This is a genomic window from Telluria sp. ZT3P39 (assembly GCF_059685935.1).
The window spans coordinates 35,468-61,594 of the sequence record NZ_JCASIH010000025.1 but is presented as its reverse complement, the minus strand read 5'-3'; the positions used below and the strand labels follow the sequence as shown (position 1 = coordinate 61,594).

Below are 26,127 nucleotides of genomic sequence, written 5' to 3'. Positions count from 1 at the left end.
TTTGATGGAGAGTACGCGACCTCGATTACCTCCACACGCGTTCGAGACCGCCCTTATTGAACTGATTACCTTGGTGCAGGAGGTGAGAATTTGAGGGGAAGGGTCAGGACCTGACCCTGAAGTTGCTGAAGTTCGGACTCAACTGGAATAAGGCTGGGCTCGTGTCCGAATGTCAGACCTGACCCTGAAGTTGCTGAAGTTGTTGTTTGTCAGGAGTTAAAACGCGAAGTTGATGCCCAGCGTCCAGGCATCGGCCTTGGCGCCGGTTTTCTTGTCCTTGCCATAGCGTTCGTACTCGGCGCTGAGCGCGACACCCGGCGTGATTGAATACTGGAGGCCGAAGGCGCCGTAGATGCCGGTGTCTTGATCCTTGCGCACGATGCCGCTGGTGCTCACCTTGCGCTGGTTGTGCGCCACGCCCAGCTTGCCGTAGGCGGAGAGCTTCTCGGTGAACGGGCGCATCAGGCGCGCCGCGACATAGGTGCCGAAGCCGCCCAGGTCGATGGTGCGCGCTTCCGGTGCCGCGGTGGCCTTGCGCAGGTCGATATAGCCGCCTTCCACCGCCAGGCTGTCGCTGAAGGCGACGCCGCCGAATACCTTCGGGTTGATCTTGTTGCCGCCGCCGTTGTGCTCAAGGGCGCTGGCGGCCACGCCGGCATAGGCCTGAGGGGCGGCGCCGAGCGGTCCGGCGAGCGCGGTGCCGGCGATGCCCAGGCTCAGAGCCACGGCGGCGAAAAGTTTCTGCATTCGGTGTTGTTCCGTCTTCATGTGCACGTTTTACTATTTTTCAATTGCGAGTCGGCAAGTGAAGAAAGGATACACGGCTGCAACGCGGAAGTTGTAACAAAATGCTAGAAGACAGGCTTCTAGATACATATGCATCTATCAGTTTAAGTAATACCTAAGGAAAAAGCCCCACGCAGGGGCTTTTTCGACTGGCAACAAACGGGTTCAGATCGCTTCGGCCTCGATCCTGCGCGCCAGTTCCGGTTTCGTCGGGCGCAGCGCCTCGGTCAATTCCGAGATCGAGGATCCGCAGCCGAATACCAGCACGTCGCCCGGCTGGCAGAGCGACAATCCATGGCGGATCGCGCGGTGCACGTCCAGTTCCACGCTCAAGGAGTCGGCTTCGATTCTCCCCAGCTTGGCGCCGCGCACCAGCAGCGAGGCGGTTTCGCCTTCAGGACGGCCGCGGTTCTCGGATTCGTAGACCACCAGGTCGTCGAAACCCGCTGCGCAGGTGCGCCCGATGTCGACCAGGTCGGCGTCGCGGCGGTCGCCCGGCGCGGCCACCACGCCCACCAGCCGGCCCGCGCTCATGGCGCGCGCGCTGTCGGCCAGGGCGGCATAGGCGGCGCAATTATGGGCATAGTCGACGATGACGGTCACGCCTTCGACGTCGAACAGGTTCGAGCGCAGCGGGTTGCTCTTGCTGTCGGACACAAACGTGCGCAGGCCGTCCGCGATTTCCGCGTTGCCGAAACCGGTCGCGCTCAGGGCGGCGGCGGCCGCCAGCGCGTTGGCGATGTTGTAGCGCGCCGCCCCGCCCAGCGAGACCGGCATCTGGCGTGCGTCGAGCAGGGCTTTGTGGCGCGCGCCATTGGCCAGCACCAGGGTATTGTCCTCGAGGTAGACGCCGCGGCCGCCGTTTTCCAGGTGGCGCAGCAGCGTCGGGTTGTCGGCGTCGAGCGAGAAGTAGAGCACTTCCACGCCCTCGCGCAGGTCCTTCGCCATCGCCACGCAATAATCGTCTTCGGCATTGAGCACCACCGCGCGCGCGGCGCGCCGGGCCACCACTGCCTTGACCCTGGCCAGGTCGTCCAGGCTCTCGACGCCGTCCAAACCCAGGTGGTCGCTCGAGACGTTCAGTACCACCGCCACGTCGCAGCGGTCATAGGCCAGGCCGCGTTTCAGGATGCCGCCGCGCGCCGTCTCCAGCACCGCGAAATCCACGCACGGGTCGGACAAGATGGAGCGCGCCGAATGGTAGCCGGTGCAGTCGCCCTTCAGGGTAGGCTGGCCGTTGACATAGACGCCTTCGGTGGTGGTCACGCCGGTGCGCAGGCCCGCCATGCGGGTGGCGTGGGCGATCAGCAGCGAGGTCGTGGTCTTGCCGTTGGTGCCGGTCACCGCAACCGTCGGGATGCGGCCGTCGCAGTCGCCGAACAGGGCGTCGACGATGGCCGCGCCGGCGTCGCGCGGGGCGCCGCGGCTCGGGTACTGGTGCATGCGGATGCCGGGCGCCGCGTTCACTTCGATGATGCCGCCTTGCTGGGCGCGCAGCGGCTGCGAGATGTCCTGGCAGACGATGTCGATGCCGGCGATGTCCAGGCCGATGGTGCGCGCGGCGCGGATGCAGATCTCGCGGGTTTCTTCCGGCAGCAGGTCGGTCACGTCTTCGGCGGTGCCGCCGGTGGACAGGTTGGCATTGCCGCGCAGGTCGGCGCTCACGCCCGCGGCCAGTACGGTGTCCAGGCCGTAGCCCTGTTTGGCCAGCGTTTCCTCGGCCAGCGCATCCATCGGGATCTTGGTGAGGATGTTGGTATGGCCTTCGCCGCGCGCCGGGTTGCGGTTCTCGAGTTCGACCAGCTCGCGGATGGTCAAGTAGCCGTCGCCGGTCACGCCGGGCGGACGGCGCCAGGAGGCCGCGGCGACCTTGCGGCCGGTGACCAGCACGCGGTAGTCGCGGCCCATCAGGTGCTGCTCGACGATGATGCGGCGGCCGTAACGGCGTGCATGCTCGAAGGCGCGCGCTACTTCCTCGGGTGTGGCGCAGTTGGTGGTCACGCCCTTGCCCTGGTTGCCGTCCAGCGGCTTGATGGTCACGGCGCAGCCCAGGCGGCGCGCGACGCGCTGTGCGTCCTCCACCGACGAAACGGTATTGCCGCCCGGGACCGGCACGCCGGCCGCTTCCAGCAAGGCCTTGGTCAGCTGCTTGTCGCTGGCGATGCCGACCGCGATCGAATTGGTGGCGCCCGTGATGGTCGCCTGCAGGCGCTTCTGGCGGCTGCCCCAGCCGAGCTGGAACAGGTTCGCTTCCATCGTCATGCGCTGCGCCGGGATGCCGCGCCGGATGGCCGCCTGCACCACCGCGCCGGTGCTGGTGCCGATGGCATAGTCTTCGGCGACTTCGTGCAGGCGTGCGACGGCCGCAGCCAGGTCGTAGTCGCGCTCGCCGGCGACGGCCTCGATCAGTTCGATCCCCGTGCGCAGGGCCGCTTCGGCCACCTGCTCGGTGGTGTAGCCGCAGACGACGCGGCGCGCGCGCGCGCTGCCTGCCACTGCCAGCGTGGCGCTGAAGCCGCCGGCGGCGCCGGCCAGGCGCTGCAGTTCCATCACGACCGGTTCGAGTGCTTCCACCGGCAGCGCCTCGTCGGCCAGGCGCACGGCCGCCTCAGGCGGCAGGGCCGGCAGCAGGGCCAGCAGGCGGGCGGCGAAACCGGCGGCCTTGGTGCTTGCGTCTTCGATGACTGCCATCAGGCAGGGGCTGTCGGCATACAGGTTGGGGCCGCGCAGCAGGCGTTTTTCCTTGAGTTTCATTGGATCGGGTTCCGTTTGGTGACGTTTTCTAAAAAATCGAGCAGCTGGGGCGGCAGGCCCTTGCCGGGCGCGGCGTCGGCGGCGGGAAGGTCGAACCTGCTGCCGGCGGGGAGCAGGTGCAGGCGCACGTCGATCAGTTCCGGCGTATCGCGGTCCTTGATGTGGGCGACATTGGTGATCATGCTGCGCCCGTCGACGATGGTGACGGCGCCCTGGCCCAGCACTTCGATGCCGCTGCCGATGCCGACCACCAGGGCGGTGTCCTCGTCGATGCCGATGCCTTGCAGGTAGGGGTTCTGGGCCACCACGCTGAGCAGGCGCGACAGGCGCTGGCGCTCCGAGAAGTGCTGGTCGATCACCACCCGGTGCAGGAAGCCCAGTCCGGCGGCCAGGCTGACCGAGCCTTTTTCGGGCAGGGTCTCGGCGCGGCCCTGGGCCAGCATGTGGCCGGACATGGCCGAGGCGCCCGCGCTGGTGCCGCCGATGGTGGCGCCGCGGCGCTTGAGCGCCGCATGCATGGCCGAGTCCAGGGCGCTGCCGCCGATCAGGGCCAGCAGGCGCTTCTGGTCGCCGCCGGTCATGAAGATGCCGGTGGCTTCGTCGACCAGCTTCACGAATTCGTCGCTGTTGGCATCCTGGCGGCTGTCGATGAAGAGGTGGCTGCAGCGCTTCACGCCCAGGGCTCCGAAGGCCCGGTCGTAAACCTCCCACATTTCGGCCGCGATCTGGCTGGCGGCGGTGATGACGACGATGCTCGCGTCAACGCCGCCCGCCAGTTCCACGAAGCGGCTCAGGATGTGCATGTCGTGATGGCGGTCTTCGTGGCCGCCGATGATCACGAGATGACCGTTCTTCGGTGCTGGTTCGTTCATCGCTGTGTCATCTTCGAATAAGGCATGCCCAGGTTGGAATGGGCGCCGGCTTCGGTACGGGTCACGGCGATCAGGCCGATGCTGACGTCCTTGTCGAACAGCCCGATGCCGCGCGCCAGCGCCTGCTCGAGCGGCATGCCGCCTTCGATCCAGCCGTAGACGGTGCGCGCCAGCAGGTGGCGCATGATGTGCTCGCCGATGCCGGTGGCCGCGATCGCGCCGAACGGGCCGGCATAGAAGCCGCAGCCGATGATCGGGCTGTCGCCGACGCGGCCGAGCAGCGCGGGGGCCGAGCCGCCGGTGGAGCAGGCCACGGCGAAATGGCCGTCGGGGCCACGCACCACGGCGCCCACCGTATCGCAGGCCGTGGATTTCGGCAGCTGCAGCGGGGTCTTGTAGTTCCAGAAGCGGTCGAACAGGCGGTTGTCGATGCCGGCCATCAGGGGCACCGAGCCGGCCAGCTCTGCCGTCAGGCGGCGGTGGTCGGCGCGCTGGCGTTCGGAGACCGGCGCGCTTTCCGGCATGCCGAGGCTGCGCGCAAAGCGCTGGGCGCCTTCGCCGGCCAGCATCACGTGCGGGGTGTCGGCGATCGCGCGCGCCAGGCGCACGGGATTCTTCACGTCGCGCACGCAGGCGACGGCGCCCAGGCGCCCGCGCGTGTCCATGATCGAGGCGTCCATCTCGATGGTGGCGCCGTCCAGGCCCAGGGCGGCGCCATTGCCGGCATTGAAGCGGCCGTCGTCCTCCAGGGTGGTCACGGCTTCGATCGCGGCGTCGAGCGCGTCGCCCCTGGCTTCGAGTTGCGCCAGGGCGCGGCGCGCGGCCTGCACGCAGCCGTCTTCGTGCTCGCACGACGCGCCTGCGCCGCCATGGACCACGACGGCGCCGGCTTGTTGGGTATTGCTCATGGGTTGGGTGATCCTGTGTACTGTGCTTCGCGTGAAAATATTGTCACGCAGTCAATAACGCATTATCCGCAACAAGCCCGGCGCGCCATATCGGTAGTGTTGCCGTGTTTGTGTAAGAAGTTGCTTACAGGACTGATCCGCGCGGGGGCTCGAAGAATGCGTTGCTGCGCAGCGCGCGGCGCAGGGTGCGCACCAGTTCCAGCCGCGCGGAGGGTGTCAGATAACGCCCTATCTCTACTTGCACGCCGCGCGCCTCGATCACGACCAGGGTGCGCATCCGGGTGTCCGGCAGGCTGACCCGTGCGTGATGCGGGTCGAGGCGCACCACCCGGCGGCGCGCGCCCTCGGCATGCTCGACCAGCAGCTCGCTCCCCGCCAGGCGGATGCGTTCGTGGTCGAGCGCGTGGCGGCTGTAGTGGAGCAGGGCCGCGCCGACCGCTGCACTTTCCAGCAATGCGAAGGCCAGCACCATCCAGGCGCCGCGCAACGTGAACACCAGGGCGATGCCGAGTGTGGCGCAGCACAGCAGGGCGTAGACCAGCAGCGCCTGGCGCGGCGTCATCGAACAGTTGCGCTTCATGAGCCACTCCGCCGGGAGGGGCTGCGCGCCTGGGCTGGGACCGGTGCTCATCGGTAAATAGGCGTCAATGCCAATGTTTACCAGTTTGCCACAGCCCTGAAAATAGGCCGGCCCGGGCAGTTGATGCCGCCCGTTATCTGTTACCATACCGCCCCTTTAAAGACAAAGGTTCTTATGGCGCTCGCTTGCGGCCTTGATTTCGGCACTTCGAATTCCACAGTCGGCTGGCTGCCCGGCAGCAGCCTGCAGCCGGGCAGCCAGTCCTTGCTGGTACTGGAAGACGGCAAGGCCACCTTGCCCTCGGTCGTGTTCTTCAATGCCGACGACGAACAGGTCAGCTATGGCCGCGCGGCGCTGGCCGACTACCTGGAAGGCTATGAAGGCCGCCTGATGCGCTCGCTCAAGAGCCTGCTCGGCACCAGCCTGATCGACGGCCAGACCGAAGTCGCCGGCCGCGCGCTGCCCTTCAAGGCCCTGCTGGGCCAGTTCATCGGCGAGGTCAAGCGCCGTGCGGAAAGCCAGGCCGGGCGCGAATTCTCCAGCGCCGTGTTCGGCCGCCCGGTGTTCTTCATCGACGACGATGTCGACGCCGACCGCCGCGCCCAGGATACGCTCGAGGAAGTGGCGCGCTCCGTTGGTTTCCGCGAGATCTCCTTCCAGTACGAGCCGATCGCCGCCGCCTTCGACTACGAGTCGCAGATCGACCGCGAGGAACTGGTCCTGATCGCCGACATCGGCGGCGGCACCTCGGACTTTTCGCTGGTGCGCCTCGGGCCCGGACGCGCCGGCCGCATCGAGCGGCGCGACGACATCCTGGCCAACGGCGGCGTGCACATCGGCGGCACCGACTTCGACAAATACCTGAGCCTGGCGAGCGTGATGCCGCTGCTCGGCTATGGCAGCAGCATGCTCTCGGGCGCGGCCATCCCGTCCAGCTATTACTTCAACCTCGCCACCTGGCACACGATCAACCAGGCCTATACGCGCAAGAGCATCGCCCAGCTGGCCGACCTGGCGCGCGACGCGCGCGAGCCGGCCAAGCTGGCGCGCCTGCAGAACCTGATCGACGAACGCGCCGGCCACTGGCTGGCGATGCAGGTGGAAAGCGCCAAGATCGGCTTGTCGGGCAGCCCGACTGTCACGCTCGAACTCGACCGCCTGTCCCCGAGCGAGTCGCTGCTGGTGGAGCGCGCCGGCTTCGAAGCGGCGATCGCCCAGCTGGTCGACAGCGTCGGCGCCACCGTGCTGCGGCTGTTTTCCGAAGCCGGGGTGGAGCCGGGCGACGTGGATACGGTATTCTTCACCGGTGGCTCCAGCGGCGTGTCGCTGCTGCGCGAGCGCATCGCGGCCGTGGTGCCCGGCGCGCGCAAGGTCGAGGGCGACCTGTTCGGCAGCATCGGCGCCGGCCTGGCCCTCGACGCGCTGCGCAAGTTCGGCTGAGCCAATCCTTTTGTAGCACCTGCAAGCGACAAGGAAACAAGATGAGTGTGTTTGAACGCCCGATCGTGATGCTCGACTTCGAGACCACCGGCCTCTCGCCCGACATGGGCGACCGCATCACCGAAGTGGCCGCGCTGCGCATTGTCGGCGGCGAGATCCGCGAACGCTATGTCTCGCTGGTGAACTGCGGGGTGCGGATTCCCTCGTTCATTACCCAGCTCACCGGCATCACCCAGGAGATGGTCGATTCGGCGCCGTCCGCCGGGCGCGTGGTGCCCGAGCTGCTCGACTTCATCGGCAGCGACATGCTGTCGGCCCACAACGCCAGCTTCGACGAGAAATTCCTGAAGGCCGAAGGCTGGCGCATCGGCCGGCCCACCGCCCACACGGGCCTGGTGTGCTCGCTGAAACTCTCGCGCCGCCTGTTCCCGGGCCTGCCGAGCTACAAGCTGGGCAACCTGTCCAGCCGCCTGGGCATCCAGTTTCGCGGGACGGCCCACCGGGCCGAGGCCGATGCCGAAGTCGCCGCCGAAGTACTGCTGCACGCGGCGCGCCATCTCGGAACGACCCACGGCTTGGCGCAGGTCGCGCCCGACCTGCTGGTCTCGGTCAACAAGGTCGCCGCCGCCAAGGTGCCGGTCTTCCTCGATAAATACATGAAGCTCGAGCGCCAGCGGATCGAAGAGGCGCGCGCCGCTTGAGGCGAAACCAGGTGGCCGACGACTCCGAATTGTCCAGCGCCTTCGCGCACGACCGCAGCTGCACCCGATGCCTCGGCCCGGCGCATCTCGGCGTCCCCTGGTGCCTGGCCGCGCTCGCCATACTGGGATATTCGCTCGGCCCGCGTCCGCAAAACCTGCCGGTGTAAATACTATCCGTCCGCTCGATTGTTCCCACGCAAACCCTGGACGCCCAACTCTCTTAAAATTTTAGCAACGACGGGAGCTTCGTGTTCGAGCTGCTTCCCGCGTTGCCGGAATCGCCGAGCGTGCTGCAAGGGTGGAGGGGGAAGGGATGAATCGCCAGAACGCTGCCCGCGACGGGTACGAAGTCTTCCTGTGGTTCCATCCCGCCGCCGTGCGCGGCAACGCTTACGCGCAGTACAACCTCGGCCTGCTCTACAAGCAGGGCGAGGGCGTCGAGCGTAACGAAACCCTCGCCCTCAAATGGATGAAGCGCGCCGCCAGCCAGGGACTGGCGGCGGCGCAGAACCATCTCGGCGCCATGTATTGCAATGCCAAGGGCGCCCAGCGCAGCGACGAGCTGGCCGCCTGGTGGTTCGGGCGCGCCGCCGCGCAGGGCGATCCATCGGCCCAGCAGAACCTGGGCCTGCTCTACCGTAAGGGGCGCGGCGTGGCGCAATCCCACGACATGGCCTTCGGCTGGTTCTACCGCGCCGCCGAGCAGGGCCTGGCCAGCGCCCAGAACGTGCTGGGCGAATGCTATCTGCGCGGGCTGGGCGTGCCGGTCAGCCATCCGCTGGCCATGGCCTGGTTCCGCAAGGCCGCGCGCCAGGGCCATGCTCCGGCCCAGCTCAATCTCGCCCTCATGTACCGGCGCGGCGAAGGCGTCGAGGCCGACGACGCCCAGGCGCTGTGCTGGTTCCGCCAGGCCGCCGCACTGGGCGACCCGGTGGCCCAGCGCTACCTCGGCGTCGCCTACGCACAAGGGCTGGGCGTGCAGCCCGATCCCGAGCGCGCGGTCGCCTGGCTCGAGCGCGCCGCCCTGAAAAACGACACCGACGCCCAGTATGCGCTGGCCACCCTGCTGGCGGCCGGCCACGGCTCCGGCGACGACGAGCGCGCCCTGGCCTGGTTCGTACGCGCGGCCGACCGCGGCCACGCCCAGGCCCAGTACTGCGCCGGCGCGATGCTGGCCACCGGCCGCGGCGCGCCTTGCGACCCGGGACGCGCGGTCGACTGGTATCTGCGCGCCGCCGAGCAGGGCGCGGCCAATGCCCAGTTCAGCCTGGGTGTCATGTACGCCAAAGGCGAGGGCGTGGCGCGCGACGAGGCGCGCGCGGCCGAATGGTACCGGCGCGCGGCCCAGCAGGGCGACGCCAGCGCCCAGAACAACCTCGGCGTGCTGTACGCCAACGGCCAGGGCCTCCCGCACGACGACACCCTCGCCGCCTACTGGTACCGACAGGCGGCCGAGCAGGGCCATGCGCTGGCCCAGTACAACCTGGGCGGCATGGTCAACAGCGGGCGCGGCGTCGAGCGCGACCCGCTGCGCGCCTACATGTGGATGCTGCTCGCCGCCGGGGCCGAACAAGGCGCGCGCCGCCCGCGCGGCCCGCGGCCGGACAAGCCGGGCACGGGCGGCGGCGCCTGGGGCAGGGCGCTGGCCAGCCGGGTGCAGTCGGCGCGCCGCCAGCGCCGTCCGGGCGCAAGTCACTGAGGTTCGACCCTCGACTTCCATGCCTGCCGGGTAGCCGCCCGGCGCGCCCGTATTCACGGGCTTTCCCATCCATAGGCGGGGGCCGAAATTCGCGTTATGATGGCCTGCGGCACTTGCCGACCCCATGAATAACTCGAACGAGACCTACATGATCCTGAGACACGCAACGCTCGTCACCCTGCTGGCTGCAGCCTTCGGCGCCAACGCGGCGCCGGCACAAAACTGCCCGGCTAACGGAACCGCATCTGGCCCAACCGTGACCTACCCGGTCACGAAAACGACCGCCCAGCTTGATAACTACCACGGCACCACGGTGGCCGACCCTTACCGCTGGCTCGAAGACGCGAACAGCGCCGAGACCAAGGAGTGGGTCACGGCCCAGAACAAGGTGACCCAGGCCTACCTGGCCCAGATCCCGCAACGCGCGGCGATCCGCGAGCGCCTGACCAGGCTGTGGAACTACGAGCGCTTCAGCGTCCCGGGCAAGGAAGGCGGGCGCTATTTCTACACCCGCAACGACGGCCTGCAGAACCAGTCGGTCCTGTTCACCCAGAAGAGCCTGGGCGACACCCCGCGCGTGCTGCTCGACCCGAACACCCTGGCCGCGGACGGCACCATCGCGCTGGCCGGCATCGAAGTGAGCCCCGACGGCAAGCTGCTGGCCTACAGCACTGCCGCCTCGGGTTCGGACTGGAACGAGATCCGCGTGCGCGACATCGAGTCCGGCAAGGATCTGGAAGACCACGTCAAGTTCGTCAAGTTCTCGAGCACCGCCTGGACGAAGGATGGCAAGGGCTTCTTCTACAGCCGCTACGACGAGCCGAAGGAAGCCACCAAGCTGGCCGACGTCAACTACTTCCAGAAGCTGTACTTCCACCGCATCGGCACCCCGCAAAGCGCCGACACCCTCGTGTACGACCGCGCCGACCAGAAGGAATGGGGCTTCGGCGGCCAGACCACCGACGACGGCCGTTACCTGATCATCACGACCACCAAGGGCACCGCGCCGAAATACCGCGTGTCGTACAAGGACCTGAGCAAACCGGATTCGAAGGTGATCGACCTGGTCGACAACTTCGACGCCGGCTACACCTTCATCGACAACGTCGGCAGCGTGTTCTACTTCTCCACCGACCGCAACGCGCCGAAGAAACGCATCGTCGCGATCGACGTCACCAAGCCGCAGGAAGCCAACTGGAAGGTGATCGTTCCCGAGAACGCCGACACCCTGGCCGGCGCCGACATCATCAACAACCAGCTGGTGCTGGAATACCTGAAGGATGCGCGCAGCGTCGTGCGCGTGCACGACCTCAAGGGCAAACCGGTGCGCGAGATCGCCCTGCCGGGCATCGGCTCGGTAGGCGGCCTGTCGGGCAAGCGGGGTGAAGCGGAAACCTTCTACTCGTTCACCGGCTTCACCACCCCGACCACGATCTACCGCCTCGATATGAAGACCGGCAAGAGCACCGTGTTCCGCCAGCCGAAGGTCGACTTCAACCCGGCGGACTATGAAACGCGCCAGCAGTTCTTCACGAGCCGCGACGGCACCAGGGTGCCGATGTTCATCGTGTCGAAAAAGGGCCTGAAGATGGATGGCTCGAACCCGACCTATCTGTACGGCTACGGCGGCTTCAACATCTCGATGACCCCGGGCTTCTCGCCGGCCAACCTGGCCTGGATGGAAATGGGCGGCGTCTATGTGGTGGCCAACCTGCGCGGCGGCGGCGAATACGGCGAAGCCTGGCACCAGGCCGGCACCAAGTTGCAGAAGCAGAACGTGTTCGACGACTTCATCGGCGCGGCCGAATGGCTGGTCGCCAACAAGGTGACCTCGCCGAAGAAGCTGGCGATCGGCGGAGGTTCCAACGGCGGCCTGCTGGTGGGCGCGGCCATGACCCAGCGCCCCGAACTGTTCGGCGCGGCGATTCCTGCCGTGGGCGTGATGGATATGCTGCGCTTCCACAAGTTCACCATCGGCTGGGCCTGGACCTCGGACTACGGCTCGTCGGAGAACCCGGAAGAGTTCAAGGCCCTGGTCAAGTACTCGCCGCTGCACAACCTGAAGTCGGGCACCTGCTACCCGGCGACCATGGTCACCACCGCCGACCACGACGACCGCGTGGTCCCGGCGCACAGCTTCAAGTACGCCGCCGCGGCCCAGGCTGCGCAGGCCGGCAGCGCCCCGATCCTGATCCGCATCGACACCAAGGCGGGACATGGGGCGGGCAAGCCGACCACCAAGCAGATCGAGGAAGTGGCGGATCGCTGGGGTTTCCTGGCGCGCGAGCTGAAGGTGGGTGAAGGCGAGAAGGCGGTGGGCGGTAGCCACTAAGCCGCAAGTGCCCGGCGTATGCCGGGTATAAATGACAACGGCCGCCCGGGTGATCGGGCGGCCGTTGTTGTTTTCGGATGCTTGTGGTTCGCGACGAACTGAGGTCCCGGCCTGCGCCGGGACCTAAGTCTGTGCGAGCCGCGCACAACGCGGTGACGCGGCGACGCGGCGCTGATTACCGTTGCACAACCACCAGCAAAGCCTTCGCCTCCGTCTTCCCCGCATTGCGAATCACATGATCATGGTCCGCCGGATAGCGCGCCGTCCCGCCATGCTTGATCCTGCGCTTCTCCGCCCCCACTTCCAGTTCGACCGCCCCTGAAAGCACGGTCAGGTGCTCGCTGGTGCCCGGATCGTGCGCCTGCGATTTCAGCTCGCCACCCGGCGCCAGGGTCAGTTCGTACCATTCGTACTTGCCGGCCAGGTCCATCGGGCCCAGAATGCGCAGTGAATAGCCGGCATGGGCGCCGGGCAGGGTAGGGGTTTCATGGGCGTCGACCACGCGGATCAGGTCCACCGAGCGCACCTCGGACGACAGCAGCTCGCCGATCTCCACGCCCAGGGCATTGGCCAGGCGCCAGGTGATGGCAATGGTCGGATTGGCCTTTTCGCGCTCGATCTGCGATAGCATCGACTTGGACACCCCCGCGATGCGCGACAGGTCTTCCAGGGTCAGGCCGCGCGCCAGGCGCATCCGCTGCAGCGTGGCGCCCACCTCGGGCGGGGCGTTATTTGTTATGGTTTTCGTCATTGCCGTCATAGTTCGCTGCGTTTGCCCCGGCGGCTTGCCAAGTACATTAGCTAGGGGTAATATTCAATATATTGAATTTTCGTTCGGCATACAGAACTCGGTTCTTTGAATCGAACGGATCCAACGGTACAACACCGCCAACCGCCGGTCAAGCCGGAACAATTAGGGAGTGGGACACATGAGCGATCAAGCATTCTATAGCGGCCTTCAACAGAAGCTCGAAACCCTGCGCAGCGACGGCCTGTTCAAGCCGGAACGCGTGCTGGCCTCGCGCCAGGGCGCTGAAGTCGTCGCGCAAGATGGCCGTACCTTGATCAACATGTGCGCCAATAACTACCTGGGCCTGTCGGGCGACCCGGAAACCCAGAAGGCCGCCGCCGCCGCGCTGGAAAAATACGGCTACGGCTTGTCCTCGGTGCGCTTCATCTGCGGCACCCAGACCGTGCACAAGGAACTCGAGGCCAAATTGTCCGAATTCCTCGGCACCGAAGACACCATCCTGTACGCGGCGGCTTTTGATGCCAACGGCGGCGTGTTCGAGCCGCTGTTCGACGAGAACGACGCGATCATCTCGGACGCCCTGAACCACGCCTCGATCATCGACGGTGTGCGCCTGTGCAAGGCGGCGCGCTACCGCTATGCCAACAACGACATGGCGGACCTCGAAAAGCAGCTGATCGCCGCCACCGAAGCCGGCAAGCGCCACAAGATCATCGTCACCGACGGCGTGTTCTCGATGGACGGCACGATCGCCCAGCTGGACAAGATCGTCGCACTGGCGGAGAAGTACGGCGCCCTGACCATGATCGACGAATCGCACGCCTCCGGCTTCATGGGCGCGACAGGGCGCGGCACCCACGAGCACTGCGGCGTGATCGGCAAGATCGACATCATCACCGGCACCCTGGGCAAGGCCCTGGGCGGCGCGATGGGCGGTTTCACTTCGGGCCGCAAGGAAGTCATTGAGACCCTGCGCCAGAAGTCGCGTCCTTACCTGTTCTCGAACACGCTGGCCCCGATGATCGCCGGCGCCAGCCTGGCGGTGCTGGACCGCATTTCGAAGTCGACCGAACTGCGCGACCGCCTGATGGATAACACCGCTTACTTCCGCAAGCAGATCGAGCGCATCGGCTTCACCATCAAGCCGGGCACCCACCCGGTGGTGCCGGTGATGCTGTTCGAGGCGCCGATTGCGCAGAAATTCGCCGCCCGCATGTTCGAACTGGGCGTGCTGCTGTCGGGCTTCTTCTACCCGGTGGTGCCGATGGGCCAGGCGCGCGTGCGCGTGCAGCTCTCCGCCGCCCACACCCGCGAGCAGCTCGACACCGTGCTGGCTGCCTTCGAGCAGGCCGGCCGCGAACTCGGCATCCTCAAGAATAACTAATCAAAGCTTTAGAACGGAAACGACATGGAACGCATCCTCATCATCGGCGCAAACGGCCAAATCGGCAGCGAACTGGTCACGGCACTGGCAGAGCAGCACGGCCAGGACAATGTGATCGCCTCGGACATCAGCACGAACAATGTGTACGGCGCGGCGCGCTACATGCAGCTGGACGTGATGGACAAGGACCGAATGGCCAGCCTCGTCGATGCCGAGGGCATCACCCAGGTCTACCAGCTGGCGGCGCTGCTGTCGGCCACCGGCGAAAAAGCGCCGCTCAAGGCCTGGTCGCTGAACATGGACGGCCTGCTCAACATCCTGGAAGTGGCGCGCGAGCGCGGCGAAGCGGGCAAGCCCTTGAAAGTCTTCTGGCCCTCGTCGATCGCCGCCTTCGGTCCGAACACCCCGGCTGAAAGCACCCCGCAGTACACGGTGATGGACCCGACCACGATCTACGGCATCAGCAAGCTGGCCGGCGAGCGCCTGTGCGAGTACTACCACAGCAAGTACGGCGTGGACGTGCGCTCGATCCGCTATCCGGGCATCATCAGCTACAAGTCGCCTCCGGGCGGCGGTACCACCGATTACGCGATCGCCATCTTCCACGCGGCGCTCAAGGGCGAGACCTACGAATGCTTCCTGGGACCGGAAACGACCCTGCCGATGATCTACATGCCGGACGCGATCCGCGCTACCATCGAGCTGATGGACGCGGCGCCAGAAAAAGTCCTGATCCGCTCTTCGTACAACGTGGCCGGCGTGTCCTTCAACCCGCGCGAGCTGGCTGCCGCCATCAAGAAGGCGCAGCCGGAATTCGAGGTTGCTTACAAGCCGGACAGCCGCCAGGCGATTGCCGATTCCTGGCCGAAGAGCCTGGACGACAGCCGCGCGACGGCAGACTGGGGCTGGAAGGCCAGCATCGGCATCGAGGAGATGGTCGCCAGCATGCTGAAGAACATCGACGTCGGTATCACTGCCTGAGCGTCGGCGTAAAACCACAACAATAAAAAACGAAAATAGTCGAGACAAACTGATGGACATGAGTGTATTTGATCTGTTCAAGATCGGGATTGGCCCATCGAGCTCCCATACCGTGGGCCCGATGGTGGCGGCGCGCCGCTTTCTGCTGGAATGCGGTTCGCTCGAGAATGCGGTCGGCGTCGAGGCCCACCTGTATGGTTCGCTCGCCCTGACCGGCGTCGGCCACGCGACCGACAAGGCCGTGATTCTCGGCCTGATGGGTGAAACCCCGCAGGACATCGATCCGGATACGGTCGAGGACAAGCTGGCCGAAGCGGAGCTCGACGGCGTGATCCGCCTGCTCGGCACGAAAGAGGTGCCGTTCACGCAGAAGGCCTCATTGGTCTGGCACAAGGCCTCGACCCTGCCGGAACACCCGAACGGCATGCGCTTCGTGCTGCAGCTGGCGGACGGCAGCCTGATCGAACGCATCTACTACTCGGTCGGCGGCGGCTTCATTACCGCCGCGGGCGAAAGCCAGGCGCGCGCGGAACAAGCGCCGACGGTGCACATTCCGTTCCCGTTCGCGACCATGGAGCAGCTGCTGGCGCTGGGCAAAGAGCACGGGCTGTCGATCCCGCACATGCTGCGTGCGAACGAACTGGCGCGCATGAGCGAAGCCGAGCTCGATGCTGGCCTCGACCGCATCTGGGCCGTGATGCGCGACTGTATCGCTCATGGTCTCGTCACCGAAGGCCAGCTTCCGGGCGGCCTGAACGTCAAGCGCCGCGCGGCCAAGCTGTGGAAGGCGGCGCACTGCGATCTCGGCAACCGCATTAACGAATTGCCGCACGACGCCACCCACCAGGTGACGCTGTATGCGATGGCGGTGAACGAAGAAAACGCCGCCGGCGGGCGCGTCGTCACGGCGCCGACCAATGGCGCGGCCGGCATCATCCCGGCCGTCGTGCGCTACTACGCCGAAGACTGCCGCCCGAGCGATGCGGTGGCGGGCATCCGCGTCTTCCTGCTCACAGCCGCCGCGATCGGCATGCTGTGCAAGAAGAACGCCTCGATCTCGGGCGCCGAAGTGGGCTGCCAGGGCGAAGTCGGCGTGGCCTGCGCCATGGCGGCGGCCGGGCTGGTGGCGGCGCTGGGCGGCTCCAACGAGCGCATCGAGAACGCCGCCGAAATCGGCATCGAGCACCACCTGGGCATGACCTGCGACCCGATCGGCGGCCTGGTGCAGATTCCCTGCATCGAGCGCAACGGCATGGGCGCGATCAAGGCGATCACCGCCGCCTCGCTGGCCATGAAAGGCGACGGCACCCACTTCGTCAGCCTGGACAACGTCATCGAGACGATGCGCCAGACCGGGGCCGACATGCAGGTGAAGTACAAGGAAACCTCGCTGGGCGGGCTGGCGGTACACGTCATCACCGTCAACCACGCCGCTTGTTAAGCCTTAGCGCTGCTGCCTGACGAAGGCCGCGATCCGCGCCAGCGCCGCTGGCGCGATCGTTTCCTCGATCTTGTCGTACTCGTTCGTATTGCCGGTCTTCGCGGTCTGGAACAGGTGGTTCAGCGAGGGCATGACCGCTGACTCAACCCGGCGGTTGCCGCCCGCCTTGAGCGCCTTGGCGATCCCCGCCAGGTTTTCTTCGGCCGGCACCTGGTGATCCAGGCTGCCGTTCAATGCCAGCACCGGCGCCTTCACCTTGCGCCAGTCCGTTTGCGGATTTTGCAGCAGCATGGTGCGCAGGTGTGGCTTCCCGGCTTCCGCCATCGACAGCGAACCGACGTTCATCCCGTGTTTTTCCACCAGTGCCTGGTCTTCCGGGCTCAGGCTCGCATGCAGCGCCTTGAGCGCCGCCATGCGCGGCTGCGGCTCGGCATGGGCGAGGATCGTTTCGTACCAGGCGCGGACATAGGACATCAGCCGCTCGACTTCAGCCGGCCCGGCGCCGTTGTCCTTGGCGACGATGCGGTCCTGCAGCAGGATCAGTTCATGGCCGGACAGTCCCACCCCCGCCAGCGAGACGATGAAGTCGACCGTTCCAGGGGCGCGCGCGGCTACCGCGGCGGCAATGCCCGGCCCTTCGCTCAGGCCGACGATGCCGACCCGCCCGAATTCCTTGCGTCCATCCATGCCCTTCATGATCGCACCGAGGTCGCCGACCAGCTGGCTGGTGGTCAGCTGTGCATAGTCGCCGGTCGAGCGGCCATTGCCGCGCTTGTCGTAGCGCAGCACCGCAATGCCCCGGCGCGCCAGGTAGTCGGCCATGACCAGGAACTGCTGGTGCCCGGCCACCTCGCTGTCGCGGGTGGCCGGCCCGGTTCCGGTGACCAGCACCACCAGGTTCGGACGGGTCTTGCCGCGGGGAGTCGTCAGGGTCGCGCTGAGCACGATGCCATCCGGGGCGGTGAAGTTCAGTTCCTGCTCCGAGTAGGGGAAAGGACCCTTGGGAGTCTGCGGGCGCGACTTGCGCGGGTATTCCGCGACCTGATGCAGAGGGAAGGAGAAGGACCGGCCGCCCTGGGAAAACACGCCATCGAAGTGGTCGTTCGCCCAGGTCATCTTCAGGGTGGCGACGTTCAGGTCGATCTCGACCGTATTGCCATCTTCCTTGACGCTCGACACCGGCTGGTCGTAGGCTCCCTGGTCGGGACTGGCGATGCTCGCCCACAGCGAGCCATCGGCGCGGGCGTAGAACTCGGCGCCGATCTTGAGGGTCGGGCCCTTGGGAATGACCATGTCGCCGAGCCAGCGGCCCTGGTGATCCTTGACGGGACCGGCGTGGACGGCACAGGGAAGGGCGAGCAGGAGGGCCAGGCTGAGTGCGCTGCGAAGTAGGGGCATCTTGTTTATTCGTTCCAGGTGGGTTGACGGGGGAGTACGACGGACTCATCCTGACGCGCGAATGTGGAGGAAAGATGGAGCGCCGGGGTACCCTTCGCGACAGGCGCTATAATCAAGTTTCCACTTGTGCCGTCATCGGATCGTTCAACGTATGCAATATGTGTCCACCCGCGCCACGAGCGCGTCCGCAGCACGCAATCCCCAGCACTTTTCCGACATCCTGCTCGCCGGCCTGGCCCCGGACGGCGGCCTCTACCTGCCCGAAGACTATCCGCAGGTAAGCAAGGCAGAGCTCGATGCGTGGCGTTCGCTGTCTTATGCCGACCTGGCCTTCGAGATCCTGCGCAAGTTCGCTACCGATATCCCTGACGCCGACCTGCGCGCCCTGACCGCGAAAACGTACACGCCGGAGGTCTACCGCAACGCGCGTCCCGACGAATCGGCCGCCGAGATCACTCCGCTGCGCGTGCTGGAAGAAGGCCCGCAGGGCAAGCTGGTGCTGCAGGCGCTGTCGAACGGCCCGACCCTGGCCTTCAAGGACATGGCCATGCAACTGCTCGGCAACCTGTTCGAGTATGCGCTGGCGAAAAACAACGATGCCTTGAACATCTTCGGCGCCACCTCGGGCGACACCGGCAGCGCCGCCGAATACGCGATGCGCGGCAAGCGCGGGGTGCGCGTATTCATGCTCTCGCCGCATGGGAAGATGAGCGCCTTCCAGACCGCCCAGATGTTCAGCCTGCAGGACCCGAACATCTACAACATCGCGGTCGAGGGCGTATTCGACGACTGCCAGGACCTGGTCAAGGCGGTGTCGAACGACCTGTCCTTCAAGGCGCGCCACAAGATCGGCACCGTCAATTCGATCAACTGGGCGCGCGTCGTCGCGCAGGTGGTCTATTACTTCCGCGGCTATCTTGGGGCCACTTCCAGCAACGACCAGAAAGTCTCCTTCACCGTGCCGTCGGGGAATTTCGGGAACATCTGCGCCGGCCATATCGCGCGCATGATGGGCCTGCCGATCGACAAGCTGGTCGCCGCCACCAACGAGAACGACGTGCTCGACGAATTCTTCCGCACCGGCCGCTATCGGGTGCGCAAGCCTTCCGAGACCTGGCACACCAGCAGCCCGTCGATGGACATCTCGAAGGCATCGAATTTCGAGCGCTTCGTCTACGAGCTGGTGGGCCGCGACTCCGAGCGCACGCATGCGCTGTTCCGCAAGGTGGACACCCACGGCGGCTTCGACCTCTCGGGCGGTCCGGGCAGCGATGGCGACGAATGGAAGCTCAGCAAGCAGTATGGCTTCGCCTCGGGCAAATCCACCCACGCCGACCGACTGCAGACGATCCGCGATGCGGCAGACGACTATGGCATCACGATCGACACCCATACCGCGGACGGCATCAAGGTCGCGCGCGAACACATGGCGCCTGGCGTGACCATGATCGTGCTGGAGACCGCGCTGGCCGCCAAATTCAACGAGACCATCCTCGACGCACTGGGCACGGATGCCGAGCGTCCGCCAGGTTTCGAGGACATCGAGTCGCTGCCGCAGCGCTTTGTCGTGATGCCGGCCGAGGTCGAGCGCATGAAGGCGTATATCGCCGAACATACGGGGCTGTGAGATGAAGCCACCCATGCTTTCCGTGCGCGACGCACTGGCCCGGCTGCTCGATGCCGCGCGTGCCGTAGAAGGTGTCGAGCGCGTGCCGACGCTCGAGGCCAACGGCCGTGTGCTGGCCGAAGACCAGCGCTCGCTTCTCAACGTGCCCTCGGCCGACAATACCTCGATGGATGGCTATGCCGTGCGCGCCGAAGATTGCGCGAGCGGCAGCGCGACCCTGCGCGTGGCCCAGCGCATCCCGGCCGGCAGCGTCGGCCAGCCTTTGGAACCCGGCACCGCCGCGCGCATCTTCACCGGCGCCATGATTCCGCCAGGTGCGGACGCGGTGGTGATGCAGGAGCAGTGCGAAGCGGTGGGCGACAGCGTCACCGTGCACCACGCGCCGCGCGCCGGCGAATGGATCCGCCGCACGGGCGAGGACGTGATGGAGGGCGCGGTCATCCTGCCGGCCGGCACCCGCCTGCGCAGCCAGGAGCTGGGCCTGGCCGCATCCGTCGGTCTGGCCCGGTTGCCGGTCCTGCGCCGGGTGCGGGTCGCGGTCTTCTTTACGGGCGACGAGCTGGCCATGCCGGGCGAGCCGCTCAAGCCGGGCGCCATCTACAATTCGAACCGCTTCACCTTGCGTGGCCTGCTGGAGAATTTCGGCTGCCAGATCAGCGACTTCGGCATCGTGCCCGATTCGCTGGATGCCACCCGCGCGACCCTGCGCCGCGCGGCGCAGGAGCACGACCTGATCATCACCTCGGGCGGCGTGTCGGTCGGCGAGGAAGACCACATCAAGCCGGCGGTCGAGGCGGAAGGGCGGCTGAACATGTGGCAGATCGCCGTCAAGCCGGGCAAGCCGCTGGCCTTTGGCGAAGTGCGCCGGGAGAACGAAGGTTCAGCGTACTTCATGGGCCTGCCGGGCAATCCGGTCTCGAGCTTCATCACCTTCCTGCTGTTCGTGCGGCCTTTCCTGCTGCGCCTTCAGGGCGCCGGCGGGGCGGTGGAGCCACGCGGCTACTCGGTGCGCGCCGACTTTTCATTGCCAAAGGCCGACCGCCGCAACGAATTCCTGCGCGTGCGCCTGAACGCCGCCGGGGGGCTGGACCTGTTCCCGAACCAGAGCTCGGGCGTGCTGACCTCGACGGTCTGGGGCGACGGGCTGGTCGACAATCCGCCGGGCCAGGCCATTAGCGAGGGCGACCTGGTTCGCTTCATCCCGTTCGCGGAATTACAGCATTAGGAAAAGCATGAAGATCACGTTACGGTACTTCGCGTCGGTACGCGAAGCGGTGGGAATGGGGCAGGAAGCGATTGAATTGCCGGGCGAGGCGGTTACGGTCGGCGAGGTGCGCGAGGCATTGGTCGCGCGCGGCGGCGCGTGGGCGGAGGCCCTCGGGCCGGAGCGCGCGGTGCGCATGGCGCACAAGCAGGTGATGTGCGCCCCAAGCCAGGAAGTCGACGACGGCGCCGAAGTCGCCTTTTTTCCGCCCGTGACAGGCGGGTAGGGTGGTCGGCTCTGCCGACCGCGCGTTCAAACCGAGCATGAAAAGACGTAGCGCGACTCTTCATCGTTTAGTAGAACGCGCGGTCGGCGAAGCCGACCACCCTACAATTTAGATCATGGCGATGGATTGCTCGGCCAGTTCCAGCAGCTTCGCGCAATTGCTATTTCGCTCGCCAAACTCGCGCCAGGCATTGGTGCGGGCGATCGACTGCCATTTGCGCAGGGCTTCCGCATTCATGTCCACGACCCGGGCGCCGGTGGCCTGGTAGACCGAGGCCACGGCTGCATCGTCCGCACGCGCGGCCTTCAATGCAAAGGTCTCCAGGTCCGCACCGACGGCCATCACGGCTGCCTGCTGCTGCTTGCTCAGGCGGTCGAACACCGTGCGCGACATCATCAGGGGCTCGAACATGAACCAGTAGGCGCCGCCGCGCGCGGTGGTGAGCGAGCGCGCGCTGTCCTGCAGGCGGAAGGACATCAGCGAGGTCGACGAGGTGAGGGCCGCGTCGAGGGTCCCGGCGCGCATCGCGGCCTGGATCTCGTTGGACGGCATGTTCACGACGGTGGCGCCGGCGTCGAGCAGCAGGCGGTCCATCTCGTGCGAGCCGCCGCGCACCTTCAGGCCGGCCACGTCTTCCGGATGCAGGATCGGCTTGCCGCGCGAGGCGACGCCGCCGGCCTGCCAGATCCAGCTGACCACCACCAGGCCCTGTTCGTTCAGGATGCGGGTCAGCTCGCGCCCGACCGGGGCGTTCTTCCAGCCGTAACCCTGCTCGTAGGAAGTCACCAGGCCGGGCATCAGGCCGATGTTCGCTTCCGGCGCCTCGGCGCCGGCATAGGACAGCGGCACCAGGGCCATGTCCAGCGCGCCGCTGCGCAGCGCCGGGAACTGGGCGTTCGCGCCCATCAGGCTCGAGCCGGGATAGATCGAGAATTTCAGGCCGCCGCGGGTGCGGCGTTCGACGTCGGCCGCGAACATGCGGCACAAGCGGTCACGGAAATCGCCCTGGGCGATGCTGCCGCCGGGGAACTGGTGCGAGATCTTCAGATTGTTTGGCTGCGCCCATGCGGACTGCATCCATAGCGGCGTGGTCGCGATTGCGCCCAGCATCGCCCTGCGGGACATTGCTGCCCTGGTCATTACCGACATACACATCCTCCAAGATGATAAGACAACACGCTCGTAGAATCGTGGCGGCCTCGCACATTACAGCTCGTTGTACGGGCGTCATCGTTCCTTGTAGCGGGTACAAGAATATTCCTGCCAGATCTATTGTCAAGCGGAATCTTGTGGATATGGCAAATACATACCCTGGAGGATGAAAAGCTCAGCGCTTTTTGGCCGGCTTGTCGGGGCAGACGACGCAGGGCGCGCCCTGTTTCGCCTGGTAGTAGCGCGAGCCGATGAAGATGGCCGCCGCCAGCACCGCCCAGGCCAGCGATTCGCGCCAGGCCGCCCCGAAGGCTTCGCCGCGCAGGGTGTCGACCGCTTCGATCAGCAGGAACATCGAACCGGCGGCCAGCAGGTACTGGCCGCTCCAATAAATAAACTGTCGCATGGGTGCTCTTTCAGGGATGGTTGAGGAAACGGACGGGTGCTTCGAAGCGCTCGGCCGGCGCGGTGCGTTCATGGAGTCTGCGCATCGGGAATGAAAATCGATTCGATCGCCTGACCGAACAGGCGGGCAATCGCAAAGGCGAGCGGCAGGCTGGGGTCGTAGCGGCCGGTCTCGATGGCGTTGACGCTCTGGCGCGAGACCTGCAGCATTTCGGCCAGTTCGGCCTGGCTCCAGCCGCGTTCGGCCCGCAGGGCCCTGATATGGTTGTTCATCGGCTCTTCAGGCGGCGCAGCACGCAGGGAAAGTAAAGTATGCTTTACATCGTGGGCGCGAATATCCATGGTGTCAAGCTCCCTTTACATTTTTAGGCGGGGCGCATTTCGACTACAATGCCGCTCCTTTCCCGCCCTTCGTTTTCGCCATGACCGAGTCTTCCCAGGAACCCCAACGCGTTGCCGTGATCGGCGGCGGCCCCGCCGGCCTGATGGCGGCCGAAACGCTCAGCGCGGGCGGGGTGCAGGTGGACGTGTATGACGCCATGCCCTCCGTGGGCCGCAAGTTCCTGCTGGCCGGGAAAGGTGGGATGAACATCACGCATTCGGAAGCCATGCCCGACTTCCGCCGCCGCTACGGCGCGCGCGAGGATGAGGTGGCGCGCTGGCTGGAGGCGTTCGAGCCGCAGGCGGTGCGCGACTGGATCCACGGCCTCGGCGTCGATACCTTCGTGGGCACTTCGGGCCGCGTCTTCCCGACCGACATGAAGGCCGCGCCCCTGCTGCGCGCCTGGCTGCACCGCCTGCGCGAATCCGGCGTGCGCTTCCACATGCGGCACCGCTGGCTGGGCTGGCAGGATGGAAAGCTGCGCATCGCGACCCTGGCGGGCGAGATCCTGGTCGATGCCGACGCCACGGTGCTGGCACTGGGCGGCGCGAGCTGGCCGCGCCTGGGTTCAGACGGCGCCTGGGCGCCCCTGCTGGCAGAACGCGCCGTCGACGTGGCGCCGCTGCTGCCGTCGAACTGCGGTTTCGACGTCGACTGGAGCGCGCATTTTAGTGCGAAGCATGCGGGCGCGCCGCTCACCACCGTGGCGATCGCCTGGCGCGGGCGTGATGGCGCCAGGAAGCGGCGCCAGGGCCAGTTCGTGGTGACGCAGTCCGGCATCGAGGGCAGCCTGGTGTATGCGATTTCGGCGCCCCTGCGCGACCAGATCGCAGCCGCCGGCAGTACCACCATCTGGCTCGACCTGCTGCCCGACCTCGATGGCGCCCGCATCCTGGCGGAGGTCGCGCGCCCGCGCGGTTCGCGCTCGCTGGCCAGCCACCTGCAAAGCCGGCTCGGGATCAAGGGCGTCAAGGCCGGCCTGCTGCACGAATGCCTGTCGAAAGAGGATTACGCCGATCCGGCGCGCCTGGCGGCTGCGCTCAAGGCGCTGCCGGTGGTCTTGCGGCGCCCGCGGCCGATCGCGGAGGCGATCAGCAGCGCCGGCGGCGTGCGTTTCGAGGCCCTGTCGGACGGCAGCGCGATGCTGCGCGCGCTGCCGGGGGTGTTCGTGGCGGGAGAAATGCTCGACTGGGAAGCGCCGACCGGCGGCTATCTGCTGACCGCCTGCTTCGGCAGCGGGCGCGCCGCGGGGCGCGACGCGCTGGCCTGGCTTAATCGGAGAAGGTGACGCTGCCGGTCCCGGTGCGGCTGACGCTGCGCTCGGCCGGATTGCCGCTCACCTCGATGTCGCCGCTGCCCGAGATCGCGGCCGCCACGGTTCTCCGTGCCTGCACGGTCGAGCTGCCGGAACCCGTCAGGCCGACCTTGACGGCCTCGGCGCGCAGGTGGCGGGCATCGAACTGGCCCGAACCGCTTGCCGTGGCTTCCAGCTCGCGGGTACTGCCCACCACCGTCAGGTGGCCGGAGCCGGACAGGGCCGCTTCGAGGCGCTCGACGCCGGCGCCGGCATTCAGGTCCAGCTCCCCGCTGCCGCTCAGGGCCGCGTTCACGTGGCGGAAGCGCCCGTTGAAGCGCAGGCTGCCCGGGCCTTCCATCCGGACTTCGATGCGCTCGCCCGAGAAGCCGTTGACGCTGCTCTCGCCGCTGCCGTCCACCGTCACGCCGACCAGGCTGGGGAGCACCAGTTCGACTTCGAGCGGACGGCGGTGGCGCAGCACCATGCCGCGGATATCGATGTGCAGCACGGCGCCTTCGGCGTTCACGTCCACATTGCCCAGCAGGCGGGATTCGCCGCTGACCTTGAGCGAAGGGGTGGCGCCGTAGCGCAGCGTGAGGTCGATCGGGCCGTTCAGGTCCACCGCGTTCACGCCGGCCGGCACCTCGCGGGTTTCGGTGGTCACCTGGCGGCCCTCGGCGGCAGCCGCGACGCCGTTGGCGCGCAGCACGCCGTAGCTCAGGCCAACCAGGACGACTGCCAGCAGCAGCAGGCTCAAGCCGACTTTCAGGAGAGAGCGCATGGTCAGGCTCCCTTCAAGAGCGACAAATTCATGCGGATATAGCGCTTCAATCCGATGAGGGTGTATTTGGTGACCACCAGCGACAGCAGGAACAGCAGGATCCCGCCGAGCACCATGCCCACGCCGACGATGGTCTGGGTGGTGCGCGACTCGCCGTCCATGTCGGTGCTGATCTGGATGCCGGCGTCGGCCACTTTCTCGGCGCGCCGCATCACCACCGCCGACCTGGCGCCGTCTTCGCTCTCGTCGACCGCCTCGACCGGTTCGGGCGCGTCGTCGTAGATATTGATGCCCTGTTCGCTGATCGACACACGGGTGCGCCGGTTTTCGCTGGTTTCGTGGCGCACGCCGTCCTCACCGATCTCGACCCGGTGCAGCGGATTGTTGAGCACCAGCTCATTGGCGCCTGCCAGGCCGCTGGCCGTGATCGCGATGCCGGACACATAAAAGCCCAGCGCGGAGACATAGGCCGCGACCAGCAGCGCGCCGAACACCGCGGCCGGAATCGCCATGAACAGGTTGAACACCAGCAGGCCGGCGCCGGCGACGACCATGCGCAGCGCATTGGCCGGCGACTTCTTTTCCTTGAAGGCGTCCATGTGGGCGCTGGCGCGCAGCGTGACCGCGACCTTGCGCGGGTCGCCCAGTTCTTCCGCGATGCTGTCTTCGCTGCGGCCGGCCGCGATGCCGTCGACGAAGCGCTGTTCGTACCAGGCCAGCGTCTTGGCCTGCGTTTCCGGCGGCAGGCCCGTCATGGCGCGCTTGAGCGCGTCGAGATATTCCAGTTTGCCCATGTGATGCTTACCTCTTGATTCAGTGGTGGCCGACGACCGGGATGCTGCCGATCGCCATGGCGGTCTTTGATCCGCCGATGAGCTCAGGCTGTACCAGCACCGCCGTGCTGGCGGCGACAAAGGCCAACAGGACAAGTGTGCGTAAACCGAGTCGGACGTTCATGTATTTGCT

At 66.5% G+C, this 26,127-nt stretch carries 25 protein-coding genes; 12 read left to right on the top strand and 13 right to left on the bottom strand.

Annotated elements, in window-relative coordinates:
* Positions 1-216 precede the first annotated feature (216 nt).
* The 5 genes from AC56LR_RS18480 to AC56LR_RS18460 form a co-directional block, all read right to left on the bottom strand.
* Positions 217-747, bottom strand: coding sequence for a porin family protein (locus AC56LR_RS18480; protein ID WP_497132465.1), 531 nt, complete (start codon positions 745-747; stop codon positions 217-219).
* Between the two features lie 204 nt (positions 748-951).
* A complete protein-coding gene (cphA, locus tag AC56LR_RS18475) occupies positions 952-3,540 on the bottom strand; it encodes a cyanophycin synthetase (protein WP_497132463.1) in 2,589 nt (862 codons plus the stop codon).
* Positions 3,537-4,412 (bottom strand): cyanophycinase, encoded by an 876-nt coding sequence (locus AC56LR_RS18470; protein ID WP_497132461.1) that lies wholly within the window; start codon positions 4,410-4,412, stop codon positions 3,537-3,539. The genes cphA and AC56LR_RS18470 overlap by 4 nt, the downstream gene beginning before the upstream one ends.
* Positions 4,409-5,320 (bottom strand): isoaspartyl peptidase/L-asparaginase, encoded by a 912-nt coding sequence (locus tag AC56LR_RS18465; protein ID WP_497132459.1) that lies wholly within the window; start codon positions 5,318-5,320, stop codon positions 4,409-4,411. Before AC56LR_RS18465 ends, AC56LR_RS18470 begins: the two co-directional genes overlap by 4 nt.
* 124 nt (positions 5,321-5,444) lie before the next feature.
* Entirely contained in the window at positions 5,445-5,900 is a 456-nt protein-coding gene (locus AC56LR_RS18460) for a DUF2244 domain-containing protein (RefSeq protein WP_497132457.1), read from the bottom strand.
* Positions 5,901-6,074: 174 nt separating this feature from the next.
* On the opposite strand from AC56LR_RS18460, the gene AC56LR_RS18455 reads away from it, so the two are divergent.
* The 5 genes from AC56LR_RS18455 (at position 6,075) to AC56LR_RS18435 (ending at position 12,072) form a co-directional block, all read left to right on the top strand.
* The gene (locus AC56LR_RS18455; protein ID WP_497132455.1) at positions 6,075-7,340 is read left to right on the top strand and encodes an Hsp70 family protein; all 1,266 of its coding nucleotides are present in this window, start codon (positions 6,075-6,077) and stop codon (positions 7,338-7,340) included.
* A 41-nt stretch (positions 7,341-7,381) separates the two neighbouring features.
* Positions 7,382-8,041: a 3'-5' exonuclease gene (locus tag AC56LR_RS18450; RefSeq protein WP_497132453.1), complete on the top strand. Its 660-nt coding sequence runs from the start codon at positions 7,382-7,384 to the stop codon at positions 8,039-8,041.
* Positions 8,038-8,208, top strand: a complete 171-nt coding sequence (locus AC56LR_RS18445) for a hypothetical protein (RefSeq protein WP_497132452.1) — start codon at positions 8,038-8,040, stop codon at positions 8,206-8,208. The genes AC56LR_RS18450 and AC56LR_RS18445 overlap by 4 nt, the downstream gene beginning before the upstream one ends.
* Positions 8,209-8,354: 146 nt before the next feature.
* The gene (locus tag AC56LR_RS18440) at positions 8,355-9,740 is read left to right on the top strand and encodes a tetratricopeptide repeat protein (RefSeq protein WP_497132450.1); all 1,386 of its coding nucleotides are present in this window, start codon (positions 8,355-8,357) and stop codon (positions 9,738-9,740) included.
* Positions 9,741-9,888: 148 nt separating this feature from the next.
* Positions 9,889-12,072: a prolyl oligopeptidase family serine peptidase gene (locus AC56LR_RS18435; protein ID WP_497132448.1), complete on the top strand. Its 2,184-nt coding sequence runs from the start codon at positions 9,889-9,891 to the stop codon at positions 12,070-12,072.
* 175 nt (positions 12,073-12,247) lie between these two features.
* Here the strand turns inward: AC56LR_RS18435 and AC56LR_RS18430 are convergent, their stop codons facing one another.
* The gene (locus AC56LR_RS18430) at positions 12,248-12,823 is read right to left on the bottom strand and encodes a helix-turn-helix domain-containing protein (protein WP_497132446.1); all 576 of its coding nucleotides are present in this window, start codon (positions 12,821-12,823) and stop codon (positions 12,248-12,250) included.
* Between the two features lie 178 nt (positions 12,824-13,001).
* Here AC56LR_RS18430 and AC56LR_RS18425 point away from each other — a divergent pair, with 178 nt between their 5' ends.
* Genes AC56LR_RS18425 through AC56LR_RS18415 form a run of 3 tightly spaced genes read left to right on the top strand, consistent with a single transcriptional unit; the run spans position 13,002 to position 16,629 of the window.
* Positions 13,002-14,207 (top strand): glycine C-acetyltransferase, encoded by a 1,206-nt coding sequence (locus AC56LR_RS18425; protein ID WP_497132444.1) that lies wholly within the window; start codon positions 13,002-13,004, stop codon positions 14,205-14,207.
* A gap of 24 nt (positions 14,208-14,231) precedes the next feature.
* Positions 14,232-15,188: an NAD-dependent epimerase/dehydratase family protein gene (locus tag AC56LR_RS18420; RefSeq protein ID WP_497132442.1), complete on the top strand. Its 957-nt coding sequence runs from the start codon at positions 14,232-14,234 to the stop codon at positions 15,186-15,188.
* A gap of 52 nt (positions 15,189-15,240) precedes the next feature.
* Positions 15,241-16,629 carry an L-serine ammonia-lyase gene (locus AC56LR_RS18415; protein ID WP_497132440.1) on the top strand — a complete coding sequence of 463 codons (1,389 nt, stop codon included), beginning with the start codon at positions 15,241-15,243 and terminating at the stop codon, positions 16,627-16,629.
* Between the two features lie 3 nt (positions 16,630-16,632).
* Here AC56LR_RS18415 and AC56LR_RS18410 read toward each other — a convergent pair whose 3' ends face one another.
* Positions 16,633-18,027: an alpha/beta hydrolase family protein gene (locus tag AC56LR_RS18410; RefSeq protein ID WP_497132439.1), complete on the bottom strand. Its 1,395-nt coding sequence runs from the start codon at positions 18,025-18,027 to the stop codon at positions 16,633-16,635.
* A gap of 151 nt (positions 18,028-18,178) precedes the next feature.
* Between AC56LR_RS18410 and thrC the strand changes: the two genes are divergently transcribed.
* From thrC to moaD, 3 genes are read left to right on the top strand one after another with little or no spacing between them, the layout of a single operon-like run.
* Positions 18,179-19,654: a threonine synthase gene (thrC, locus tag AC56LR_RS18405; protein WP_497132437.1), complete on the top strand. Its 1,476-nt coding sequence runs from the start codon at positions 18,179-18,181 to the stop codon at positions 19,652-19,654.
* Between the two features lie 13 nt (positions 19,655-19,667).
* Positions 19,668-20,879, top strand: coding sequence for a molybdopterin molybdotransferase MoeA (locus AC56LR_RS18400; RefSeq protein ID WP_497132435.1), 1,212 nt, complete (start codon positions 19,668-19,670; stop codon positions 20,877-20,879).
* A gap of 7 nt (positions 20,880-20,886) precedes the next feature.
* Positions 20,887-21,144 (top strand): molybdopterin converting factor subunit 1, encoded by a 258-nt coding sequence (gene moaD / locus AC56LR_RS18395; protein WP_497132433.1) that lies wholly within the window; start codon positions 20,887-20,889, stop codon positions 21,142-21,144.
* Between the two features lie 108 nt (positions 21,145-21,252).
* Here the strand turns inward: moaD and dctP are convergent, their stop codons facing one another.
* The 3 genes from dctP to AC56LR_RS18380 form a co-directional block, all read right to left on the bottom strand.
* Positions 21,253-22,269, bottom strand: coding sequence for a TRAP transporter substrate-binding protein DctP (gene dctP, locus AC56LR_RS18390; protein ID WP_497132431.1), 1,017 nt, complete (start codon positions 22,267-22,269; stop codon positions 21,253-21,255).
* Positions 22,270-22,471: 202 nt separating this feature from the next.
* The gene (locus AC56LR_RS18385) at positions 22,472-22,702 is read right to left on the bottom strand and encodes a hypothetical protein (protein ID WP_497132429.1); all 231 of its coding nucleotides are present in this window, start codon (positions 22,700-22,702) and stop codon (positions 22,472-22,474) included.
* A 68-nt stretch (positions 22,703-22,770) separates the two neighbouring features.
* Positions 22,771-22,974: a helix-turn-helix transcriptional regulator gene (locus AC56LR_RS18380; RefSeq protein WP_497132427.1), complete on the bottom strand. Its 204-nt coding sequence runs from the start codon at positions 22,972-22,974 to the stop codon at positions 22,771-22,773.
* Positions 22,975-23,123: 149 nt separating this feature from the next.
* On the opposite strand from AC56LR_RS18380, the gene AC56LR_RS18375 reads away from it, so the two are divergent.
* Entirely contained in the window at positions 23,124-24,371 is a 1,248-nt protein-coding gene (locus AC56LR_RS18375; RefSeq protein ID WP_497132425.1) for a TIGR03862 family flavoprotein, read from the top strand.
* Here AC56LR_RS18375 and AC56LR_RS18370 read toward each other — a convergent pair.
* Genes AC56LR_RS18370 through AC56LR_RS18360 form a run of 3 tightly spaced genes read right to left on the bottom strand, consistent with a single transcriptional unit; the run spans position 24,355 to position 26,118 of the window.
* Entirely contained in the window at positions 24,355-25,161 is an 807-nt protein-coding gene (locus AC56LR_RS18370) for a GIN domain-containing protein (protein ID WP_497132423.1), read from the bottom strand. The genes AC56LR_RS18375 and AC56LR_RS18370 overlap by 17 nt on opposite strands.
* Positions 25,162-25,163: 2 nt before the next feature.
* Positions 25,164-25,955 carry a DUF1700 domain-containing protein gene (locus AC56LR_RS18365; RefSeq protein WP_497132421.1) on the bottom strand — a complete coding sequence of 264 codons (792 nt, stop codon included), beginning with the start codon at positions 25,953-25,955 and terminating at the stop codon, positions 25,164-25,166.
* A 19-nt stretch (positions 25,956-25,974) separates the two neighbouring features.
* Positions 25,975-26,118, bottom strand: coding sequence for a hypothetical protein (locus tag AC56LR_RS18360; RefSeq protein ID WP_497132419.1), 144 nt, complete (start codon positions 26,116-26,118; stop codon positions 25,975-25,977).
* Positions 26,119-26,127: the final 9 nt, after the last annotated feature.